Here is a 19,318-nt window from a genome sequence, read left to right as displayed (position 1 = left end):
CGTTTTCTGCGTGGTGAGTTTTTATCATCTTAACATAACCCTCCCGAAGAATCGTCCCGTCGCCGGTCATGACACTCATGCTTCGTTCGCGCTCAGCCGGGGAAGCCAGGCTGCGCCACGTACGCCACTGGCGTCGCCAAAGCGCGCCGGAACAATGCGCGTATGGCAGGTTTCAGAAAAGAGATAAGGAAGAATCGCGACAGGCAGGTCATCATAGATTCTGCTGACATTCGACAATCCTCCTCCTAACACAATGACCTGGGGATCCAGAATATTGATGACTGACGCCAGGCTACGGGCAAATGCATCAATAAAATGCCGCCAGTGTTCGCGTGCCTTCGGTTCTCCCTGTTCTGCAGAGCAGATAATTTCCTGAGAGGTCAGGTTTCCCGGGAAACGACGGGCAAAACCGGTACCGGAAATAAAGGATTCAATACAGTTGTGCTTGCCGCAGTAGCAGGGCTGAGCGGGGCCGTCAATAGCTGGTGCGTACCCCGGAAGCGGGTTGTGCCCCCATTCGCCGGCAATGGCGTTTGGACCTTGTAACAAATGCCGGCGCACGGCGATCCCGCCGCCACACCCCGTACCGATAATCACACCAAATACGGTGTCAGCCTTTGCACCAGCGCCATCTACCGCTTCAGAGAGAGTAAAACAATCAGCGTCATTGGCAATCCACACTGGCTGCTGGATACGTGAGGCAAGATCGGCTTTGAGATCGTGGCCATTAAGAACCAGGCAATTGCAATTTTTGATGAGCCCCGTTTGCGGGTCAATTGCGCCAGGCAGACCGACCCCTACGGTGAAGGGTTCCGGGCTAGCCGCGCGGGCATCATCAATAAGGCTCACCAGATGCAGCATAAATTCAGCGTAACTTTCTTTCTGAGTCGGCTGGCGCTTACGCCAGAGATAATCGCCTTGAGCTGAAAGCAATACAGCTTCCATTTTTGTGCCACCGATATCCAGTCCAAGATAATGCATACAATCCTCTGTCATAAGAGAGGCCGCGGCCTCTCTGCTGTCGTTATGCCTGGTGCGGGCGTGTACGGTAAATGTGAATAAGTTCGGTTACCAGCTCCTTGGCCAGAATGGAGGTCATCAGGTGGTCCTGCGCATGCACCATCACCAGCGTCATTTTGGTTTTCCCTTCGCCTTCATCAGCTTCAATGAGCTGGGTTTGAACAAGGTGCGCTTCGCGGGCAAAATGAGTCGCCTCTTTCATTAGTTGATCTGCGGCTTCAAAATCACCTTGCTTTGCGCAGCCGAGGGCTTCATAACAAAGGCTGCGCGACTGACCCGCGTTAATGATGATGCCCATAACTTGTTCTTCTAATTCCATGTTTTTTTTCCTCTATGTTCTACTTTCAGGCGGATTGAGCCGCATCTTCTGCATGTTCAACCGCGTTTTCATGCTCTTGTTCCAGAAGCTGTTTTTCGTAGGCCTTCAGGAAGGGGAAGTACATGACGGCAGATGTCACCATGCATATCAGGCACAGGATCACAGGGCTGAAGCTCCAGTTGGCTGCCCATGATGCGCCAATGGGTGCAGGTGTTGTCCATGGCGTCATCGATACCACACGGCTGACTAAATCGAGATCCAGTGCAAACCATGCAAAGGTGGCATTGACCATCGGGACCAGCACAAACGGCAGGAAAAACAGAGGATTCATAATGATGGGCGCACCAAACAGAATGGGTTCGTTAATGTTAAACACCCCTGGTACCACGCCCATTCGCCCAATAGTCCGCAAATGGATGGCTTTGCTGCGCAGCAAAAGGAAGGCCAGCGGCAGCGTCGAGCCAACACCACCAATTAGCAGGTAATGGTCCCAGAAACCCTGAACGTAAATATGCGGGATAGCTTCACCCGCGGCGATTGCCGCCTGGTTTACGGACAGGTTTGCCATCCAGAAAGGGTTCATAATACCGGTGACGATCAGCGCACCATGGATACCTGCAAACCAGAGCACCTGGCACACAAGCACCGAGAGGAGCACTGCGGGGAGCGTATCTGACGCGGCAACCAGCGGTTTCACCAGCGACATAATCGCTTCGGGAATGATCATCCCCAGTTGCGCTTCAATAAACAGGTTCAGCGGATGCAGCGTGATGACGATTGCCAGTACCGGGATGAGGATCTCAAACGAGCGCGCTACGCCGGTTGGGACCTCCGGCGGCAGGCGGATGGTAATATTATGTCGCTTCAGGAAGGCGTAAAGTTCCGTGGAGTAAATAGCCACCAGAATGGCTGTAAAGATCCCCTGACCGGAGAAGTAGGCCGTTGAAATCTGCCCGTCCTTCAATGGCGCAGCGACAAGCAAAAAGGCCATTAATGAAAGCATCCCGGCGGTAAGTGCGTCGAGATCGTGGTGTTTGGCCAGACTTGCGGCAATCCCGACGGAAATAAAGATTGTCATAATTCCCATGCTGAAGTTAAAGGGCAGCATGAGGGCTTCACGATGCTCAAGCGAGAATTGCAGCCATGCCCGGGCGAAGCCCCAGGACGTGTCGGGCGAGAAGGGGGGGAAGATAAACACCAGCATAAAAGAACCCACGATCATGAACGGCAGAGCGGTAATGAAGCCGTCACGAATGGAGGTGACATATTTTTGCTGGCCGACGGCGCCCGCCATCGGAGTAATTTTCTTTTCGATAATCTGAATTAGTTTTGCGTACAGAGAGCTCATAGGTTTTCCCTTCGTTATTTGTTATCTATCAGGGAGAGGGCGAAATCGAGAACGGCACCCCCTTTTTGCATGCCGTAATCCATCATGTTGATTGGCTCAACGCGGATCCCGTATTTATCGGCTTGTTTCTGAAGATCGCTTTGCATGTACTTCACCTGTGGTCCAAGCAATACCACCTGGTAGTGACCAACCTGCTCGGCAAATTCGGCAACGCCATACGCTTTGATTTCTGCTTCCAGGCCACGCTTGTGCGCTTCATCGACCATTTTTTTCACCAGCAGGCTGGTAGACATTCCGGCAGAACAACACAACATGATTTTTTTCATAACGTCTCCTTTGAATTTATGGCTGGAATATAGTCACCACGGAACAAAACGGAAAGCGCTTTCCGTTTATGGATAAGGTAATTGTGACCACGATCACTTGAGAGCACCTTTCACTTTGTATGAATGTGCGCGATCATCCCTGCTATTCACGAACTACTAAGGTCGAGTTATGAACATTCATTTGATGAATGTTGCTGTGGATTTGATAGAGCAACGCCTCACACCAGTAGCGAATATAATCACTAAGAATCAACACATTACAGCGATGCGAGACGGTTTTACTCTTGCGATGCCTTTTGTCATCGTGGGAAGTCTGATGGTGCCAATGCTGTTTCCACCGTTCGCCATTTCAAGCGCCTCGAGATTGGGATCTTTTTATCTGCTGCTGCGTCCGATGCTGTTACCAACCTTTGAACTGACGCTCGGCCTGGTGGCGCTGATTGTTGCATTCGGTGCAAGTGCCAGCCTTGCCAAGCAATATCAATTACCGGAACGGCTGTGCGGGCTCACCGGATGTCTCGCCTTTCTGCTGTTTATCGGCTTTCGGGATAATGGTGCGACGAATGTGTTTCTGGGAGGGATGGGGCTCTTTACTGCCCTCATTTCAAGCGCATATTCGATTGAAATAATAAGGCTTTTTTATAAGAGAGGATGGTGTATTCGTTTGCCGGAGGAGGTGCCGGTGATGACACGAAATGGCTTCCAGCTGCTGATGCCGCTGCTGGTGATTATGCTCTCCATCAGCGTGATGAATGCCGTGATGCTGCACACGACCGGACAAATTTTGCCGCAACTGATTGGGGAAGCATTACGTCCACTTATCGTGGCGTCGGATACTCTTACGGCGGTGCTTATCTCCTTGTTTCTGTGTAATCTTTTATGGTTTGTTGGTATACACGGTGCCCTGATCATAACGGGTATCATGAACCCGTTCTGGCTCACCTATCTGTTTGAAAATCAGCGAGCCCTGGCTGCTGGGGAGGCTGTGCTACCCCATATTTATCTCCAGGGGTTCTGGGATTTTTATCTGTTGATTGGCGGTATCGGCTCAACGTTGCCACTGGTGTTTATGGCAATGCGAAGCCGCTCAAGGCAGTTGAAGAGTGTGGGAAAGATTGGTCTTTTGCCTTCTCTGTTCAACATTAATGAGCCAATATTGTTTGGCTTCCCCGTCATCATGAACCCGGTTTTTTTACTGCCCTTTGTTTTTGTTCCGTTGATAAATGCCTGTATAGCCTGGTATTTGACGCAAATGGGTATCCTCGACAGGGCCGTTGCAATGCTGCCATGGTCAATGCCCTCACCGCTGGGTGCAGCATGGTCGGCCAACGGTAGCTGGAAGAATATGTGTATGTGCCTGTTTGCCTTTTTCAACGCATGGATGCTTTATCGTCCATTCTTTAAGGTTCACGAACGCCAGCTGATGCAGCTGGAAAAATAACGCTCCTCTTTCTGTTTCTGCCCATTTCTCGTGGGCAGAAGCTTAATTCGTGATCTTAATCACAAAAATATTCTCAAATATCTCAAATTTGTGATTCAATCCGGCAAAGACGGAAAGCGCTTTCCGTTAATGGATGTACATTTCCATTTTTGATCCTTACATTTCCCCTGCACGTTTAACCGTGAAAATAAAAATTCAAAGGGAACCTATGCAAACGTTAATTAAATCAATACCTCTGTCCTTGATTACCCTCACTGTCATCAGCGGCTATGCCAGCGCCGATGAGAAATATGATTTTGCACTCCACGGCTATTTGCGCTCAGGGATCCTCGCCAACAGTGACGGAAACCGGGTGGATTCAGTGGGACTGATGCCCGACGGGAAATGGCGTCTGGGGAACGAAGAAGATACCAAGATTGAGCTTATCCCGACGGTCACGCTGAAATCAGACACAGGCGCAGTCGCCCGTGTTCAGGCCAACCTGACGCATCAAACAAAATGTACCGCAGACTGGAACTGTACCGACGATGACGGTAAAGAAACCCAGTTCCGTGAAGGTTTTGCTGAGTTATCAAATCTCGATTTTGCGCCGGATATGACTTTCTGGGCGGGTAAACGTTACAGCAGCTCCAATCTTTCCAGCCACCAGTTCGACTGGGAGTATATTCAGTACAACGGAACGGGGGGCGGGTTTGATAACCTGGATTTAGGCTTTGCGCGCTTTGACGCCGGCGTTTATGCGTTTTCAACAACGGATGAAGCCAAAGCCTATCCCGTGGCTCTGGGGGAGCAGGGATACCCTGACGATTACTCGCTTAACCTCTGGTTTAAAAAAATCGGCGGCACCGGGCTGGATGTTGAGCTTATTGGCCACCATATGAACCGCAACGAAAACCATCCCACTTCTGCTGAAAAAGGTTATGGCGTGACGGCGCTGTATAACGTCGACAGTTTTTATGGGCTGACAGGTGGCTATTCCCGCATTGTTTTCCAGTACGGCAAAGGGCTCGCTGCCGCTGACTCGCTGGGTAAAAACGGCTGGGGTTGGGCAAACTTAGATGACACCCAGTCCTGGCGCGTGATTTTGGATGGTATGGCCAGCCTGGGCGAAGTAGAAGTTTCGACCTTTGCGTTTTATCAGAAAGACAAAAACTACCGTTGGTGGACCAGCGATGATGACGGCTGGGGACGCTCCATGTGGGTCGCGGGTATCCGGCCGTATCATCAGATAACGAAGAATTTCGCCATGCAATATGAAGTGGGTTACGAATATCTGGATGATAAAAACTACATGGGGGTAAACGGCAAAGGGAAGGGTGGCCTGACCAAAGTGACCATTGCGCCGACGCTCACCTTTGATTCCGGATTCTGGAGTCGTCCACAGCTGCGCTTCTTTGCCACGTACGCAAAATGGGATAAAGGCGTCTCGGATGCGATGGACAGAAATTACGACTGGAGCACCGGTACCCTTAGCCCGGGGGGATACTCTCGCAGCGGGGATACCGATACGCTGAATTTTGGTGTACAGGCTGAAGTCTGGTTCTGAGGAGATAAGAGATGGCTTTCCCGATTCGAAAACTTCTGATCGTCTCCTTACTGTCCGCGCTGGGAAGCGCGGGTGCGCTGGCGGCGGAACAATCCCATTTTGAACATTTTATTACTCGTGATGGTGCTGCGTTAAAAGACGGCGATCGGCTCTTTCGCTTTGCCGGGATCCACGCTCCGGAGCTGCATCGTATAGAGGATGACGCAAGAGGGACCTGCAAAGCGGATCCGCGCGGGTGGGGGCAATATTTCAAATGGCCTACTGCTGAAGAGCAAGAAAACTGGATTAAAGCCCTGGTACAAACGGGTGCTAAAGCACAGCGCGTGTATGTGCTATCCGTTCAGCAGGAAAACGACGCGGCCTGCGGACGTGAAACGCATATCCTGTCACCGGAAACGCCTGACGGCATGCCGCGGTTGAATGAAGCGGCAATGAAAGTTTATGACAACATGATTGCTGAAGCGGATAAGCAGGGGCTTCGCCTGATTCTACCGTTTATCGATCACTGGTGGTGGTGGGGTGGGAGAGAACAGCTTGCCGCATTTTATCATGAAAAACCTGAGGATTTTTATCGGACGGACAGTAAAACCTTCCAGGCTTATCTGGACGTGATTCGTCAGGTAATAACCCGGACTAACACCATTACGGGACGCCACTACTACGATGAAAAGGCGATTATGGCGTGGGAAACGGGTAATGAACTGGAGGACACTAACGCCGATTTTCTTCATCAGACATCAGCCTGGATCCGTAAATGGGCACCCCATCAGCTTATCGTCGATGGGACTTATAAAAAGGTGAATGATTTTGCGCTCAGCGATCCGAACGTCGACATCATCAGCAATCACTATTACACCAATGCCAATAACAATCATCCCGAGCAGGTGCGTAAAGATCTTGCGGCGATAGGCGGCAAAAAAGTGTATCTGGTCGGCGAATTCGGTCTGCTCGATCAAAAAGACCTGAACGCTATCATGCAGTCCATTGTCCATTCCGAGGTCAATGGTGCTCAGGCTGCAGGTGGCTTTATCTGGGGTTTTCGCGGTCATCGGCATGATGGCGGTTTTTACTGGCACAAAGAGTATACCGGGCACTATAGCTACCATCTGCCTGGCTTCCCGGATGAGGGGAAAGCGAACCAGGAGATGGAGGTTGTCAATCTGGTACGAACCGCCGCGGCACAAATGGCTGGTCTGAGCAAGGCGCCAGCTCTGCCGGTACCGGAAGCACCGAGGTTGCGCGAGAGCGATTCCCCCTTTGCCATTAACTGGATGGGGTCACCCGTTGGGCGTTATTACGACGTAGAAAGAGCGGCACAGCCACAGGGGCCATGGACACGCGTAGGAAAGGACATCTCCGACGGCAAAAATGAATGGAACCCGTCAAAAATGAGTCTTTTCCGCGATGACTATCGCAGCCTGACGCTCGGCCAGACTTACTACTATCGGGTAATCGCTAAGAATGAAAGTGGTCAGTCAGCACCTTCAAACGTAATTCGCCTGAAGCATATGCAGAAAAACCTTCCACCGGTTATCACTCTGCAGGACATGCTTTCCACCACTGTCGATAAAGGCGTTCAACTCAATGCGGCCTGGCAGGATGACAATCTGCCTGACACGAAAGTCAGCGTAGCGTGGAGTCATAACGGTAAGAATAACGTGCACTTCTGTGACAGCAGCAAAGAGGAAACCCGAGTCTGGTTCTCTGCGCCGGGTGACTATGCATTGACCTTTACTGTTGATGACGGGTTGCTGGAAAGCAGCAAAACGATAAATGTCAGCGTGAAGCCCGCTGTGAGGCCTGTACCGGCAGATTATTGCCGCTTTGGCAGCGGGACTCTTGATGTTAGCAAGGGAACACTTACCTCAACTAAAAGTGAAAAAGAGACCTTAGCCATCGGAGAAGACGGTTTTCTCGGTCCTTTCGCTCATGACGGAGACAGCGTGAGCTGGCAGGTTAACGCTCCCTGGGACGGTAAATTCGCCCTACATGTGAAATTTAACGGCAAATGGGGAAGCAAGAAAAACTCGGTCATCGTGAACGATGGGACGCCAGTCAGCATTGAGTTTCCGCAAACGGATGAGAAGGGCCAGACCATAGTCGTTCCTGTTTCGCTCAGAGAGGGGGCAAATACCATCAGTTTTGGAAAGTTCGCCGGCGACTGGGGATATATGTTCATCCAATCAATTGAAGTTACTGCAGAGTAGTTATTTGGCTGCCCTTCTGGGGCAGCTTTTTATCATTCAGGAGGCATTATGAATCGGTATCAATTTCCGGAAGATTTTTTTTGGGGCGCAGCGGCGTCGGGTCCTCAGACGGAAGGCATAGCGCATAAGCCGCACCGTTCTATCTGGGATAGCTGGTATGCAGAACAGCCCAACCGCTTTTTCCAGCAGATTGGTCCGCAGAAAGTATGTGAAACCTACAGCAAATATAAAGAGGACGTTGCGCTGATGAAGCAAACGGGATTTAACTCGTTTCGTACATCCATTCAGTGGTCACGGTTGATTGATGATTATGAAACTGGCGCCCCAAACGCAGAAGCCGTCCGGTTTTACAACAACTACTTAGATGAGATGATCGCCAGCGGCATTGAGCCAATGATTAATCTTTATCATTTCGATATGCCGGAGATTTTGCAAAAGCAGTATGGCGGTTTTGAATCACCCCATGTGACGGATCTTTTCGCACGGTTTGCCCGCACGGCATTTGAGCTATTTGGTCATAAGGTCAAATACTGGATCACCTTTAATGAGCCGATAGTACCTGTTGAAGGCGGCTATCTTTATGATTTCCATTATCCTTGTAAAAAAGATGGCAAGCTGGCGGCGCAGGTTGCATTTAACATTATGCTGGCGCATGCAAAAGCGGTGCACATATACCGAGAACTTGACCTGCCTGGCGAAATTGGCGTGGTGCTTAACCTGACCCCCTCGTACACCCGAAACAACAGCGACGAGGATAAAAAAGCAGCGTGGTATGCCGACCTGTTCTTTAATCGCAGTTTCCTTGATCCGCTGGTGAAGCATGAATTCCCGAAGGAATTATGTGAAGTACTCGCAGCCCATGATTGCTTGCCAGAAATAAAGAAAGCTGATGTCGATCTGATAACGCGTTCGAGGGTAGATTTCCTGGGGGTTAACTACTATGTTCCGCGTCGGGTTAAAGCGCGCGAATGCCCCTATGAGCTTGATTACTTCACGCCAGAGTATTACTTCGAGAACTACAGCGATCCCGAAGGGCGCTTCAATCCGTATCGCGATAATAACGAGATTTACCCCGAAGCGATTTACGATATTGCCTGCAACATCCGCGATAATTACGACAATATGAAATGGTATCTGGCTGAAATCGGTATCGCCATGGATATCCAGTCAGAAGGTCCGGTGCTGGCTGATGGGTTTATTGATGACACTTTCCGCATCGAATTAATGGAAGAACACCTCCAACAGCTCCATCGCGCCATCAGCGAGGGGGCGAACTGCTTTGGCGTACACCAGTGGACATTTATTGATAACTGGTCTTGGATAAATAGCTTTAAACGTCGTTACGGTTTCTGGCGACTGGATCTGGAAACCGGAGAGCGACAGATAAAGCGCAACGCTATTTGGTTCGCTCAACTTGCTGCCTCTAACGGATTTACGCCCGGGGCATTTATAAAGGGCAACAAATAATGGCCTCGTTCTATCGCATGAGAAATGGCGTAAAAAATTATGCCTGGGGCAGCCGGACGGCTCTGAATACGCTGTTTGGCGTGCCGAATCCGGATGAGCAGCCTCAGGCTGAAATCTGGATGGGGGCGCATCCGGCAGGGTGTTCTGAAATTGAAGTTGGCGCGAACACGGTTTCATTACAGGACGCGATCGCAAAATCCCCCGGCACCGTTTTAGGGGAACGGACGATGGAAAAATTTTCAGGACTTCCGTTCTTACTGAAGATACTGTCTGCAGAAAGCGCGCTTTCGCTCCAGGTCCATCCCGATAAACGCCAGGCGGTAGAGGGCTACGCCAGGCAGGGAAATCGAGCTGGGGAAGATTATAACGACGCAAATCATAAACCCGAGTTGGTCTATGCAATCACGCCTTTTATGGCGATGAACGGTTTTCGTCCCTATCAGGAGATTGTGAATCATTTTCTGCGTCTCAGCTCGCCTGAACTCATGCCTGCGCTGATTGATTTTCGCCATAACCTTAATAATGAGGGGCTTAAAAACTTTTTTGTCGGCCTGATGCAGCTTGCACCACAGGAGAAACACACTGTTCTGCGGCAGTTGGATGAGAGCCTTCAGGCTGGGGCCTTTGTCCATTTACAGGAATTCCTCATCCGCTTGCAGCGGGACTATCCGGGGGATATCGGCGTCCTCGCACCGTTGTTTTTACACTGCATAACGCTTGAGCCTGGCGAAGCGATGTTTTTGCGGGCCGGTACCCTGCACGCCTACGTTTACGGAACCGCCGTAGAAGTGATGGCGTGCTCTGATAACGTTTTGCGCGCAGGATTAACACCGAAAAAAATTAATTTATCTGAATTAGTTAACTGTACGGCTTTTAGTGAGACTCATGAACATAACTTAAAGCTTGTTCCTGATATTGCTGGAAATGAAAGCCATTATCATGTTCCCGTAGAGGATTTCCGTTTCTCTGTAATAGAAAACTGCCAGCAACACAGAATTGAAGTCTTTAGCGCGCAAATTTTACTAGTGCTTGAAGGCTACACTACGTTGTGCGATACATACGGTGAAGAGATGACGTTCTGCGTCGGTCAGTCGGTATTTATACCGGCTCAGACAGAAGCTTATTTTTTGACACAAAGCGGACAGTGCTGCCTGGTTCAGTGCTGACTAGTTCATGTTTAACAGCATGATTTTATATTAGAAGAGGAAAATAGTCCGCACGGCATAGACTGAGCGGGCTATTTATTTTATTCCTGACCCTTGCGACTTTGTAACCGGCACAACTTTCCCAGTCATAGTTTTCATTTATTTTTACATCTTTAAGCAACTGCGCGTCATTGAATTCTAGAGCTTGAAGGCGGGTTTCAGAGAACATTACTTCGCTGAAGTTATGTTCCAGCCTTGCACGGCAAGAGCAGCATCAATGTAGTTGCGACTAAAGGTCAACGCCACGATGGCATGCTTTAAGCATGCCCACATATTTTCTCCCTCTTGGGTGAATCTGGCCTGCTTTCGCAGGCCATATACTGCCCCCACGCACGACGATTTGCTTCAAGAGACTCAACGGCAATACCAATAAAAAACGCTCGGTTGCACGATGTGGACAACAATTCAGATATGGCTCCCGTGGACTCAGAACCCGGCCGTGTCCGGATATTGCCAGGCCACGTCCAATATAGCGAAACCAGCACTCAGGCTCCATGACATTTTTTATACTTTACTCCCGACCCGCAGGGGCAAGGTTCATTTCTGCCTACCGCACCGTAAAATCGAGCAATTTCGGATTTGGTCGCCTTGTAAGCGAGTTGGGCGATGTAGTTCAACTGATTTTCAACCTCCTGACGTTGCTCGCCTGTTAACCCTTCAAAAAAGGGGGCTAGCCGACGCATCTCCGCTTCTGCCTGTGCATGTTCGCCTGCAAGTGCCAGTATGACGGCGTACTGGCTTCGGACCTGAACCAGTCGCTGTACCAGACCGGCTTCATTGACGACTGGCAGGACGTATTGCTCCATCACCTCTCTGGCACCGACATAGTCCTTTATTGCGACAAACTCATCAGCTAGATCCTGTCCTACCCGGACCAGAGATTCGGGGGCTGCGGTCATGTTGTAAAATTTCATCGCGTGAATGCGCAGAAACGGTGACACCTTTCCCTGCGCGTCATTAATTCTGGCGAGCAACTCTAGGGCATCGGCCAGATGTTTGATGTGCTCGTGAACATTTTCAGGCTGGTTGATGATTGCCCACAGCACATCCGAGTTTTTACCCATGACATCCTGTGGGGTAATACCAAATAACGTGTAGTAGCGATTCGCTACGCTCAGACACAGTGTTTCTGCTTGTTTGTATCTTTTCAGTCTCCAGAGCGCGATAGCATGGTTATAGTCAAAAATACGCGCATGCTCTTCATCCGGAAGGCTGGGGCGGGCATCTTCAGCCAGCGTTTGCACTTCACTAAGGTCTCCCTTTTCTGATAAGAAAAGCATCCGTTTCATGGTGTAGGCTGTGCGTTCCCGGTAACCAAACTCATGTTCTGCAAGCAAGGCTCCCATCGCTTCCAGCCATTGTGCAATTTGCTCAGAAGCACCGTCTTTAAGCTCGGAAAAAACGAGCCCATCGAGTGCCCAGAACTTTTGTAAAGGCGCCAGAGAGTTCGAAGCTGTCGCCTGTTTCAGGCTTTCCATAATGTCGACAGTAATGCCCATCTCATAAAACAGCTCTTCACCAGATAGAGCGATGAGCGTCATGACATCGTTAAGCTTGATGTAAATCTGCGTCAGAAGAGAAAATCGCGAAGTGTCGCGTTCTTGCTGAAGGCTCTCAATCAAAAGATCTTTTAACGCCAGTAACGCGTTATTTACGATATCCACGTCCATCATGGTCAGGTGTTGCAGCCCCAGCGCCCTGACAGCATCGTGTACCTTTAACGTCTGGTTTCCATAGTTTTCAATGGTTCCGGTGGCCCGCATTTTTTTAATTAATGTGGCTGCCCCGTTTGAAGGGATATTCAATGAGCGGGCAAGGTACCCTGAAACTTCATCACGGCTTAGCCCCACATCGGACAGACTGAACAACGCCAGAGCGTTCTGGACCAGTGGCTCAAACCCCTGATAGACACGGCTGAGAATGACTTCCTGCGCGGTTTCCGTGCTGTTTTCCTGTTGCCGCAGTTCAGCACACAGCGTGTCTATATCTCCTTTGTATTCCTCTGCGGCAACTCTCGCCGCGCTTTCGACATACAGCGGCAACCCTCCGGTGTAGCTTCGTAGCTGCTCATATCCCAGCGCACTGGCGTGCCCACCGAGGTCGGCCACTGCGGCAGCCACTGTGTCGATATCCCATCCCTGTAACGATTCACGCTGAAGTCCAGTCATCGCCTCCAGTTGACGGACATTGTCATGGGGCTGGCACAGCAGCACAAAATAGATACGGGTTGTGGCGTGCAGAACATCCCGCAAGTTCTCCACAGGGATACGATGCGCGTTATCCAGAACCAGTAGCAGGTTGTCGTTCCGTTGCTGCAAGAAGGTGTCGAATGTTCTCAGCGCTTCAACGCCACTGGCACCAGGGAGCAGTATTCTTCGCAGGCCACCTTGCTCCTGAGTCGCAAACCGGGCTGCCAGCTCACGAACCAGCGTACTGGCAAGTGCAGGGCCTGGAAGGTCGCCAGCATCGTAATACGCACACACCTGGGTACTGTGCTGAGCGGCCTGTGCTGCCCATGCTGTTTTACCTGCACCGGACAAGCCGCAAATGATGCGCACCCGCTCATCCGACACAAAAGAGGGTTCCTCTCTTTGTGGCCGGTAGAGTGTCGGCGGTGCAGGGAAGTCCTGTAACTGAACGATGAGCTGTTCGAACAGGGCAGGAAGATCCCGGGTATAGAACGCATGCTGTCCGTCGGCATCACCTCCGGTGGCAGCGAGCTGGACCAGACCGGCCAGCTTCCAGATCAGGGATTCTGGCGACAATAGCGAAAACTTCAGCTGCTCTGCTTGCGAGATGCACCACGCGGCCGCATCAGCCACGGTGTCCCAGGCAGGGGGAAGTGCGGGATGGCGCTCAGCGGTTGACTGGGGCCAGATAAAACGGACATCCGCAGGAAGCGTCTTATCCTCAATCATCTTCTGCAGGTGTGGACCTGGCGCCTGGTTGGCGACGATAACGAAAGAAGCGCTTCCCTGGCGGCGCCCATCAGTGTGCTCGTTACGCATCTCCGCAAACCTCGCGAGCGCGCCAGACACATCGCTGGGAATGATGGGTTTCTGGCGGGTTTTAACCTGAACGTAAATGCGCTCCTGTACGGAGTTGAGCTCAATATCCTCATCTAGCTCAACGGTTACTGTCTCCACGCTGACTTTCTGTGCCAGCAGCAAGCAGCCAACGGCATACAAGTGCTGATAAAGGAATCCCCGGTGTACGGCTTCAATACGTACCAACTGGGCAGAGTCCAGAACATCCGGCGTAGATTTTTCTTCGCTCCCCTTCATTTTTGGTCCTTATGTTACTTGTCAGAAATATCCCAGATTTACATATCAGCCTGCGCAATAGAACTTAAGCATGGCTACCAACAGTTTGACCAGTACACCCGGATTAATCGGTGCGCAACAATTTCACCTCATATTCTGGTGGAGACAGATGTAGTGCGTATGGTGTTACATCAATAATTAAAGAAAATTCACCCGCTGTCAGATATGTCAGTAAAACAGGCTATATATCATTGATTGGGCAATTCAGGGGCGTTACTTTTATCCGTATCAGTGCACTATCTACACGTTTGTGGCTATCTTTACGAAAAGCGTGTGGATAAAAATAATAAAAGAGGGAGAGTGCCGTGGTCAGAGTTTGTAAAGTTGAAATCCAGAACTTCCGCTCTATTCGTTTACTGACCTGGCAGCCTTCGCCAGGGCTTAACTGCCTCATCGGTCCTGGGGACAGTGGCAAGACCACCATTCTTGACGCTATCGATTTGTGCCTGGGAGCACGGCGTAACGTCAGTTTCAGCGATACCGATTTTTTTGGTCTCGATGTGACTCAGCCTATCAGTATTACCCTGACACTGGGTTCGTTGCCGGATCCTCTTAGGGCAATGGATGCCTACGGTAATTATTTGCAGGCGTTCAACAGCGTGACGGGGCTGGTTCAGGAAGAGCCCCAGTTCGGACTGGAAACGGTTCTCTGTCTGCGTCTGCGTGTAGACAGTGAGCTTGAGCCCAACTGGACGCTGGTATCTCTGCGTGGCGAGGCCCTGGGTCAGGAACGCAATCTTGCCTGGAAAGATCGGCTGCTCATCGCACCGGCGAGACTTGGCACCTATGCAAGCTCAAATTTGTCCTGGGCACGCGGATCGGTACTCAATCGGCTCACGGAGGAGCGCCCTAATCTGGGGGCTGAGCTGTCAAACGCTGCGCGCCAGGCCCGAACCAGTTTCGGTGGTCAGGCTGCGGTACAACTCGCGGCAACGCTGGACGTGGTTACTCAGAAGGCCAATGAGCTGGGTGTGCCGGTCGGTGGTCGGACTCAAGCCTTACTGGACGCTCACGCGGTTTCCATCGGCGATGGTGCAATTGCGCTGCACAACTCAGCCGGTGTGCCGCTGCGTTCTCTTGGTACGGGGTCGTCCCGTCTTCTGGTGGCAGGAATGCAGCGTGCTGCCGCGCAGCGGGCCTCCGTGGCTCTGGTCGATGAAGTGGAATACGGACTGGAGCCGCATCGGCTTACCCGGTTACTGAACTCTCTGGGGGCCAGGGAAACACCGCCGCCACTTCAGGTTTTTCTGACCACACACTCTCCCGTGGCCGTGCGTGAGCTTAATGGCAACCAGCTCTTCGTTGTGCGGGGCCATCCGACAGCTCCCCACCTGGTGCTGCCGGTGGGCATTGCCGATGATATTCAAAGTACGGTCCGGGCCGACCCCGAAGCCTTTCTGGCGCGTAGCGTGATCGTCTGTGAAGGGGCTAGCGAGGTGGGGCTGATCCGCGGGCTGGATCATTACTGGACCGCCCTCAACGGTAATTCCATGCTGAGTGCAGGAACCGCATTCGTGAATGTTGGTGGAGGAGAGCCTGACCGATGTTTTGTGCGTGGGCTGGCACTGCGTCGGCTTGGCTACCGTGTGCTAGTTCTGGTGGATGCGGATAAGCCGCCCACCCCGGCGACGGTCGAGGCCTTCCAGGCCGCGGGTGGAGAACATATCACCTGGCGAGCCGGTCGCGCGCTGGAGGATGAGCTGTTTATGAGCCTGCCGGATGCAGGCGTCGACGCGCTGCTTCAGCGAGGCATTGAGCTTATGGAGGAGGAACTGGTGGCGGCACATATCCAGACGCAGTCCAACGGTCAGGTAACGCTTGCTCAGATCCGGCAGCAGCGCCAGTTGAATGGCACCCCTTATTCCCTGGAAATACGACAATTATTGGGGATCGCTTCTCGTCATCGACGAAATGGGTGGTTTAAATCGGTGACCCGGTATGAGGATGTGGCGCACGATATCCTTGGCCCTCATCTTCCCGCCTCCGATGCCGGGTTCCAGGCGCTGATTAACCGGCTTTACGGGTGGGCCCATGCCGCCTGACTACAACCTGCTGAAATATCATCGGGGGGCGATTACGGCCCCGGCCGGGTGCGGTAAAACACAAATCATCGCGGATACCCTGACCCTGTATACGGGGGCCAGGCCGGTACTTATTCTCACGCACACCAACGCGGGTGTGACAACACTGCGTCTGCGTATGCAACGCGCCGGTGTTACTGCTGCGACCTACCGTATCGCCACCATTGATGGATTTGCCATGCGTCTGGTTGCGATGTTTCCGGCGCGCAGTGGGCTCAACGTTGAGGTTCTTCAACTGCGCAATCGCGGGGCTGACTATCCCGCTATACGGCTGGCTGCCTGCCAGCTGCTGCAGGGAGGGCATCTCGATGATGTTCTGGCGGCCAGTTACGCTCACCTCATCGTGGATGAATACCAGGACTGCAACCTGGTGCAACATGCACTGGTAACCGCGTTATCAACGGTGCTGCCCGCCTGTGTACTGGGTGACCCCATGCAGGCCATTTTTGGCTTTAGGGGTAACCAGCTCGTGGACTGGGATACACATGTACTCGCTCACTTTCCACTGATTGGTGAGCTCAATCATCCATGGCGCTGGGCTAACGCAGGGTCGCCGGAGCTCGGTCGCTGGCTTCTGGACTGCCGGCGGATGTTGCTGAATGGTAACGCCATTGACCTTCGCCAGGTGCCTGCCGGGGTGACCTGGGTACCGTTACAGGCAGAAACCGCTGTTCAGCAGCGTCTTACTGCCGCCCTGACGCGAGCGGTCACCGCGAACGGGCAGGTACTGGTGATTGGAAACTATTCTCGGTATCAACGATAAAATCGCCTCCGGAAAGTTTACCGACCTGTACAGGTCTGGCCCCAATGTAATAAACTATGCCAATAATAATGCAGTCCCGTAATGTATCAATTTTAATGGTTTTCTTTACAGTTTCCAGATGAATGTTTTTATTTTCTTCAACATCAATTTTTGGACATAGCTTAGATGCCCAACTTTGAATGCCATTTTCTATCATTAGGCATACTTCTTCTGGTATAACGAGGTCTAGGTTTTGGTAGCGAGCCCAGTTATTGTTCCTAGGGCGTGGCACTTCCAGCAATAGATCTTCCAGCTCATTACTGTCATCCTTACTTTCGAAGAATCCACTACGATCAAGTTTTCGTAACGCATAGAGGGTGTAATAGAACTGACTGCAGTCTGAGTGATTTCGCTCAGTCTTCGCAACCAGCATTTGCATTTTTTCAATAAGACTTTCGCGAGTGATAACCTCAATTTGTTTGAAAGTTGTTGCAACAAACTGAGCAAATTTATCAGCAACACTTGCCGAGTTCTCATTAATGTACGCGATCGTTAAGTATTTCAAGAGCTTGAGTGAAACTGGTGATAAATCACAAAAGCATTTACCATTAGAGAATAATATAGCCACATTATTACCTGAGAATCTGTATCGCCAATCATCATGTAGATATAAATATCGGTCATCAAATTCTGTTGCACTTATTAAAAACAATCGTTTAGGGAGCTGAATATTTTCAATCCATTCAAGCTGTTCTTTTGTAAAGCGAAGGGGATGGGTTTTAAAAAAACCACCCCCGGTTATACCGCTCTCAGTTGAATAGATCTTTGAATGAGAAGTCTTCGTCATAAATATTATCTTCTAGCAAGTTGTAGGTTTTTCTTTGCGAAATGTTTGTTTCTGGGGAAGCTAAATGCATATCTGAATGTTTCGTACGCTTATAGTTGCTCTGGTTACTCACCACTTCAATAAACCGCTTGGCATATCTTAATGGAACTTTACTGGTCAGTGACCAGCCGCCTAAAGCACGAAGTTGTTCAATAGCTGGTTCAAGTACTCCATTCATCCTTGCTCGAATACCATAGTCTTGCGCCAGTATAAGTGATTCACTCAGGAGACTATTGTAAATAAACTCAAGAGTAATATTAGCCCAAGTATGCCGCCCAACGTGTGGTGTTATATTAACCATATTATTAATAATTTTATTACTTTTCGTACGATAATGAGGGAATAGGGCAATGAATGCCGGATCAATTTTTTGCTTATAAAATGTTCGAATTGCATCGTAAGTTAATGGAGTTAACCTACCTGAGCCTTTAATAAAAACAAATTCATGGTCATCAATTTTTTTCTCTTCAAATAATGGGGACCGATATTGCTCCATATAAATGGTAAACATAATGAAGTCATCTTCGGTCAGTTCGATTTGTCGCTGTGAATGCTCAGTCTTGAGTGAAGGTTGTTGTTTCCTTGGATCAACTACATCATCTGGTAGATTTTGTACAATCAGGATGAAACGAATGTTACCTCGTGAGTCTGGAAGGGTTGGCCCCACGCAATCCTTCAACAACAATTGAACTTCACCAACACGTAAGCCATAGTTAAACATTAACCGGTGGATAAGGTAGTTACGGTATTGTTGAAATCCTGAATCGAATGGATTTTGGGGATTAACCACAGCCGTGAATAATTCGCCGGTCTCGATATCTGAAAATTCAGGAGTGGAGGGGATTAACATGTTCGTTAGTTCGACACTTTGCTGACTGGTGATACTTTTGTATCGGTGTGCGGGTTCGTTCCTGGATACTTCAACTCTGTTGAAGACCTTAATTCTGTCAGCGAGATCTCTGTGGTTCGCCTGGTTAATCTGGTGAGCTTCAACAGGTGACATATCCTGGTATGCCAGATTCATATATCGATAGTTGAGATACTTAAGGAATCGGCCAACGTTTCTGACGTGGTTACCATAGGTGGACTTGTTGGTTCTGGAGAGTGCAGAATGTAAAAACCCGGTAGAGATTATGTCGGTCTCGTCACTCAGGTGCTGCTTCCCGAGCAGGTAAGTAAAGAAGCCATCAAGCTCCCTGATAAAACAGGAGATATTGTAGACAGACCGATAGAAATCGTAGTCAAATGTTCGTTTGTGCTTCTTAAAGTAATAGACGTAAAAGAAGCGCAGCGAACACAGAATGTTTTCTTGAGTCCCCAGATGTTTCTTGCTCAGTTCATTCATTCCATAAATTGTGGCGAACATGACCGGTAGGGTAGTCACATCATCAACTATGAGATGAGTTC

General features: G+C 50.4%; 14 protein-coding genes. 7 read left to right on the top strand and 7 right to left on the bottom strand.

From position 1 onward, the window contains the following. Positions 1–75: 75 nt before the first annotated feature. From AC0TNG_RS18235 to AC0TNG_RS18220, 4 genes are read right to left on the bottom strand one after another with little or no spacing between them, the layout of a single operon-like run. A complete protein-coding gene (locus AC0TNG_RS18235; RefSeq protein ID WP_024908498.1) occupies positions 76–981 on the bottom strand; it encodes an ROK family protein in 906 nt (301 codons plus the stop codon). Between the two features lie 43 nt (positions 982–1,024). After that, positions 1,025–1,339, bottom strand: coding sequence for a PTS lactose/cellobiose transporter subunit IIA (locus AC0TNG_RS18230; RefSeq protein WP_024908497.1), 315 nt, complete (start codon positions 1,337–1,339; stop codon positions 1,025–1,027). 25 nt (positions 1,340–1,364) lie between these two features. Further along, the gene (locus tag AC0TNG_RS18225; RefSeq protein WP_024908496.1) at positions 1,365–2,687 is read right to left on the bottom strand and encodes a PTS sugar transporter subunit IIC; all 1,323 of its coding nucleotides are present in this window, start codon (positions 2,685–2,687) and stop codon (positions 1,365–1,367) included. Between the two features lie 14 nt (positions 2,688–2,701). Then, the gene (locus AC0TNG_RS18220) at positions 2,702–3,013 is read right to left on the bottom strand and encodes a PTS sugar transporter subunit IIB (RefSeq protein ID WP_015366647.1); all 312 of its coding nucleotides are present in this window, start codon (positions 3,011–3,013) and stop codon (positions 2,702–2,704) included. 169 nt (positions 3,014–3,182) lie between these two features. On the opposite strand from AC0TNG_RS18220, the gene AC0TNG_RS18215 reads away from it, so the two are divergent. The 5 genes from AC0TNG_RS18215 (at position 3,183) to manA (ending at position 10,840) form a co-directional block, all read left to right on the top strand. Continuing rightward, the gene (locus AC0TNG_RS18215; protein WP_024908495.1) at positions 3,183–4,454 is read left to right on the top strand and encodes a PTS sugar transporter subunit IIC; all 1,272 of its coding nucleotides are present in this window, start codon (positions 3,183–3,185) and stop codon (positions 4,452–4,454) included. Positions 4,455–4,662: 208 nt separating this feature from the next. Then, positions 4,663–6,000 (top strand): carbohydrate porin, encoded by a 1,338-nt coding sequence (locus AC0TNG_RS18210; RefSeq protein ID WP_473712895.1) that lies wholly within the window; start codon positions 4,663–4,665, stop codon positions 5,998–6,000. Positions 6,001–6,011: 11 nt separating this feature from the next. Then, complete coding sequence (locus AC0TNG_RS18205; RefSeq protein WP_024908493.1) at positions 6,012–8,207, top strand: CBM35 domain-containing protein; 2,196 nt, start codon at positions 6,012–6,014, stop codon at positions 8,205–8,207. A gap of 48 nt (positions 8,208–8,255) precedes the next feature. After that, a complete protein-coding gene (locus tag AC0TNG_RS18200) occupies positions 8,256–9,674 on the top strand; it encodes a glycoside hydrolase family 1 protein (protein WP_473702488.1) in 1,419 nt (472 codons plus the stop codon). Then, entirely contained in the window at positions 9,674–10,840 is a 1,167-nt protein-coding gene (gene manA / locus AC0TNG_RS18195; protein ID WP_473712894.1) for a mannose-6-phosphate isomerase, class I, read from the top strand. Before AC0TNG_RS18200 ends, manA begins: the two co-directional genes overlap by 1 nt. A gap of 524 nt (positions 10,841–11,364) precedes the next feature. Here manA and AC0TNG_RS18190 read toward each other — a convergent pair. Further along, positions 11,365–14,163 carry an ATP-binding protein gene (locus AC0TNG_RS18190; protein ID WP_267216463.1) on the bottom strand — a complete coding sequence of 933 codons (2,799 nt, stop codon included), beginning with the start codon at positions 14,161–14,163 and terminating at the stop codon, positions 11,365–11,367. A 344-nt stretch (positions 14,164–14,507) separates the two neighbouring features. Between AC0TNG_RS18190 and AC0TNG_RS18185 the strand changes: the two genes are divergently transcribed. Together AC0TNG_RS18185 and AC0TNG_RS18180 are read left to right on the top strand one after the other, a co-directional pair. Next, positions 14,508–16,244: an ATP-dependent nuclease gene (locus AC0TNG_RS18185; RefSeq protein WP_194515235.1), complete on the top strand. Its 1,737-nt coding sequence runs from the start codon at positions 14,508–14,510 to the stop codon at positions 16,242–16,244. Then, entirely contained in the window at positions 16,234–17,046 is an 813-nt protein-coding gene (locus tag AC0TNG_RS18180) for a UvrD-helicase domain-containing protein (RefSeq protein ID WP_473712893.1), read from the top strand. The genes AC0TNG_RS18185 and AC0TNG_RS18180 overlap by 11 nt, the downstream gene beginning before the upstream one ends. On the opposite strand, the gene AC0TNG_RS18175 is transcribed toward AC0TNG_RS18180, so the two are convergent. Together AC0TNG_RS18175 and AC0TNG_RS18170 are read right to left on the bottom strand one after the other, a co-directional pair. Next, positions 16,991–17,872 carry a hypothetical protein gene (locus AC0TNG_RS18175; protein WP_473712892.1) on the bottom strand — a complete coding sequence of 294 codons (882 nt, stop codon included), beginning with the start codon at positions 17,870–17,872 and terminating at the stop codon, positions 16,991–16,993. The two genes, AC0TNG_RS18180 and AC0TNG_RS18175, sit on opposite strands and share 56 nt — an antisense overlap. Then, positions 17,835–18,914 carry a site-specific integrase gene (locus AC0TNG_RS18170; protein ID WP_228483846.1) on the bottom strand — a complete coding sequence of 360 codons (1,080 nt, stop codon included), beginning with the start codon at positions 18,912–18,914 and terminating at the stop codon, positions 17,835–17,837. The genes AC0TNG_RS18175 and AC0TNG_RS18170 overlap by 38 nt, the downstream gene beginning before the upstream one ends. Positions 18,915–19,318: the final 404 nt, after the last annotated feature.

Source organism: Enterobacter sp. PL_is514 (genome assembly GCF_055816715.1).
This window is presented reverse-complemented; position numbering and strand designations above follow the sequence as displayed.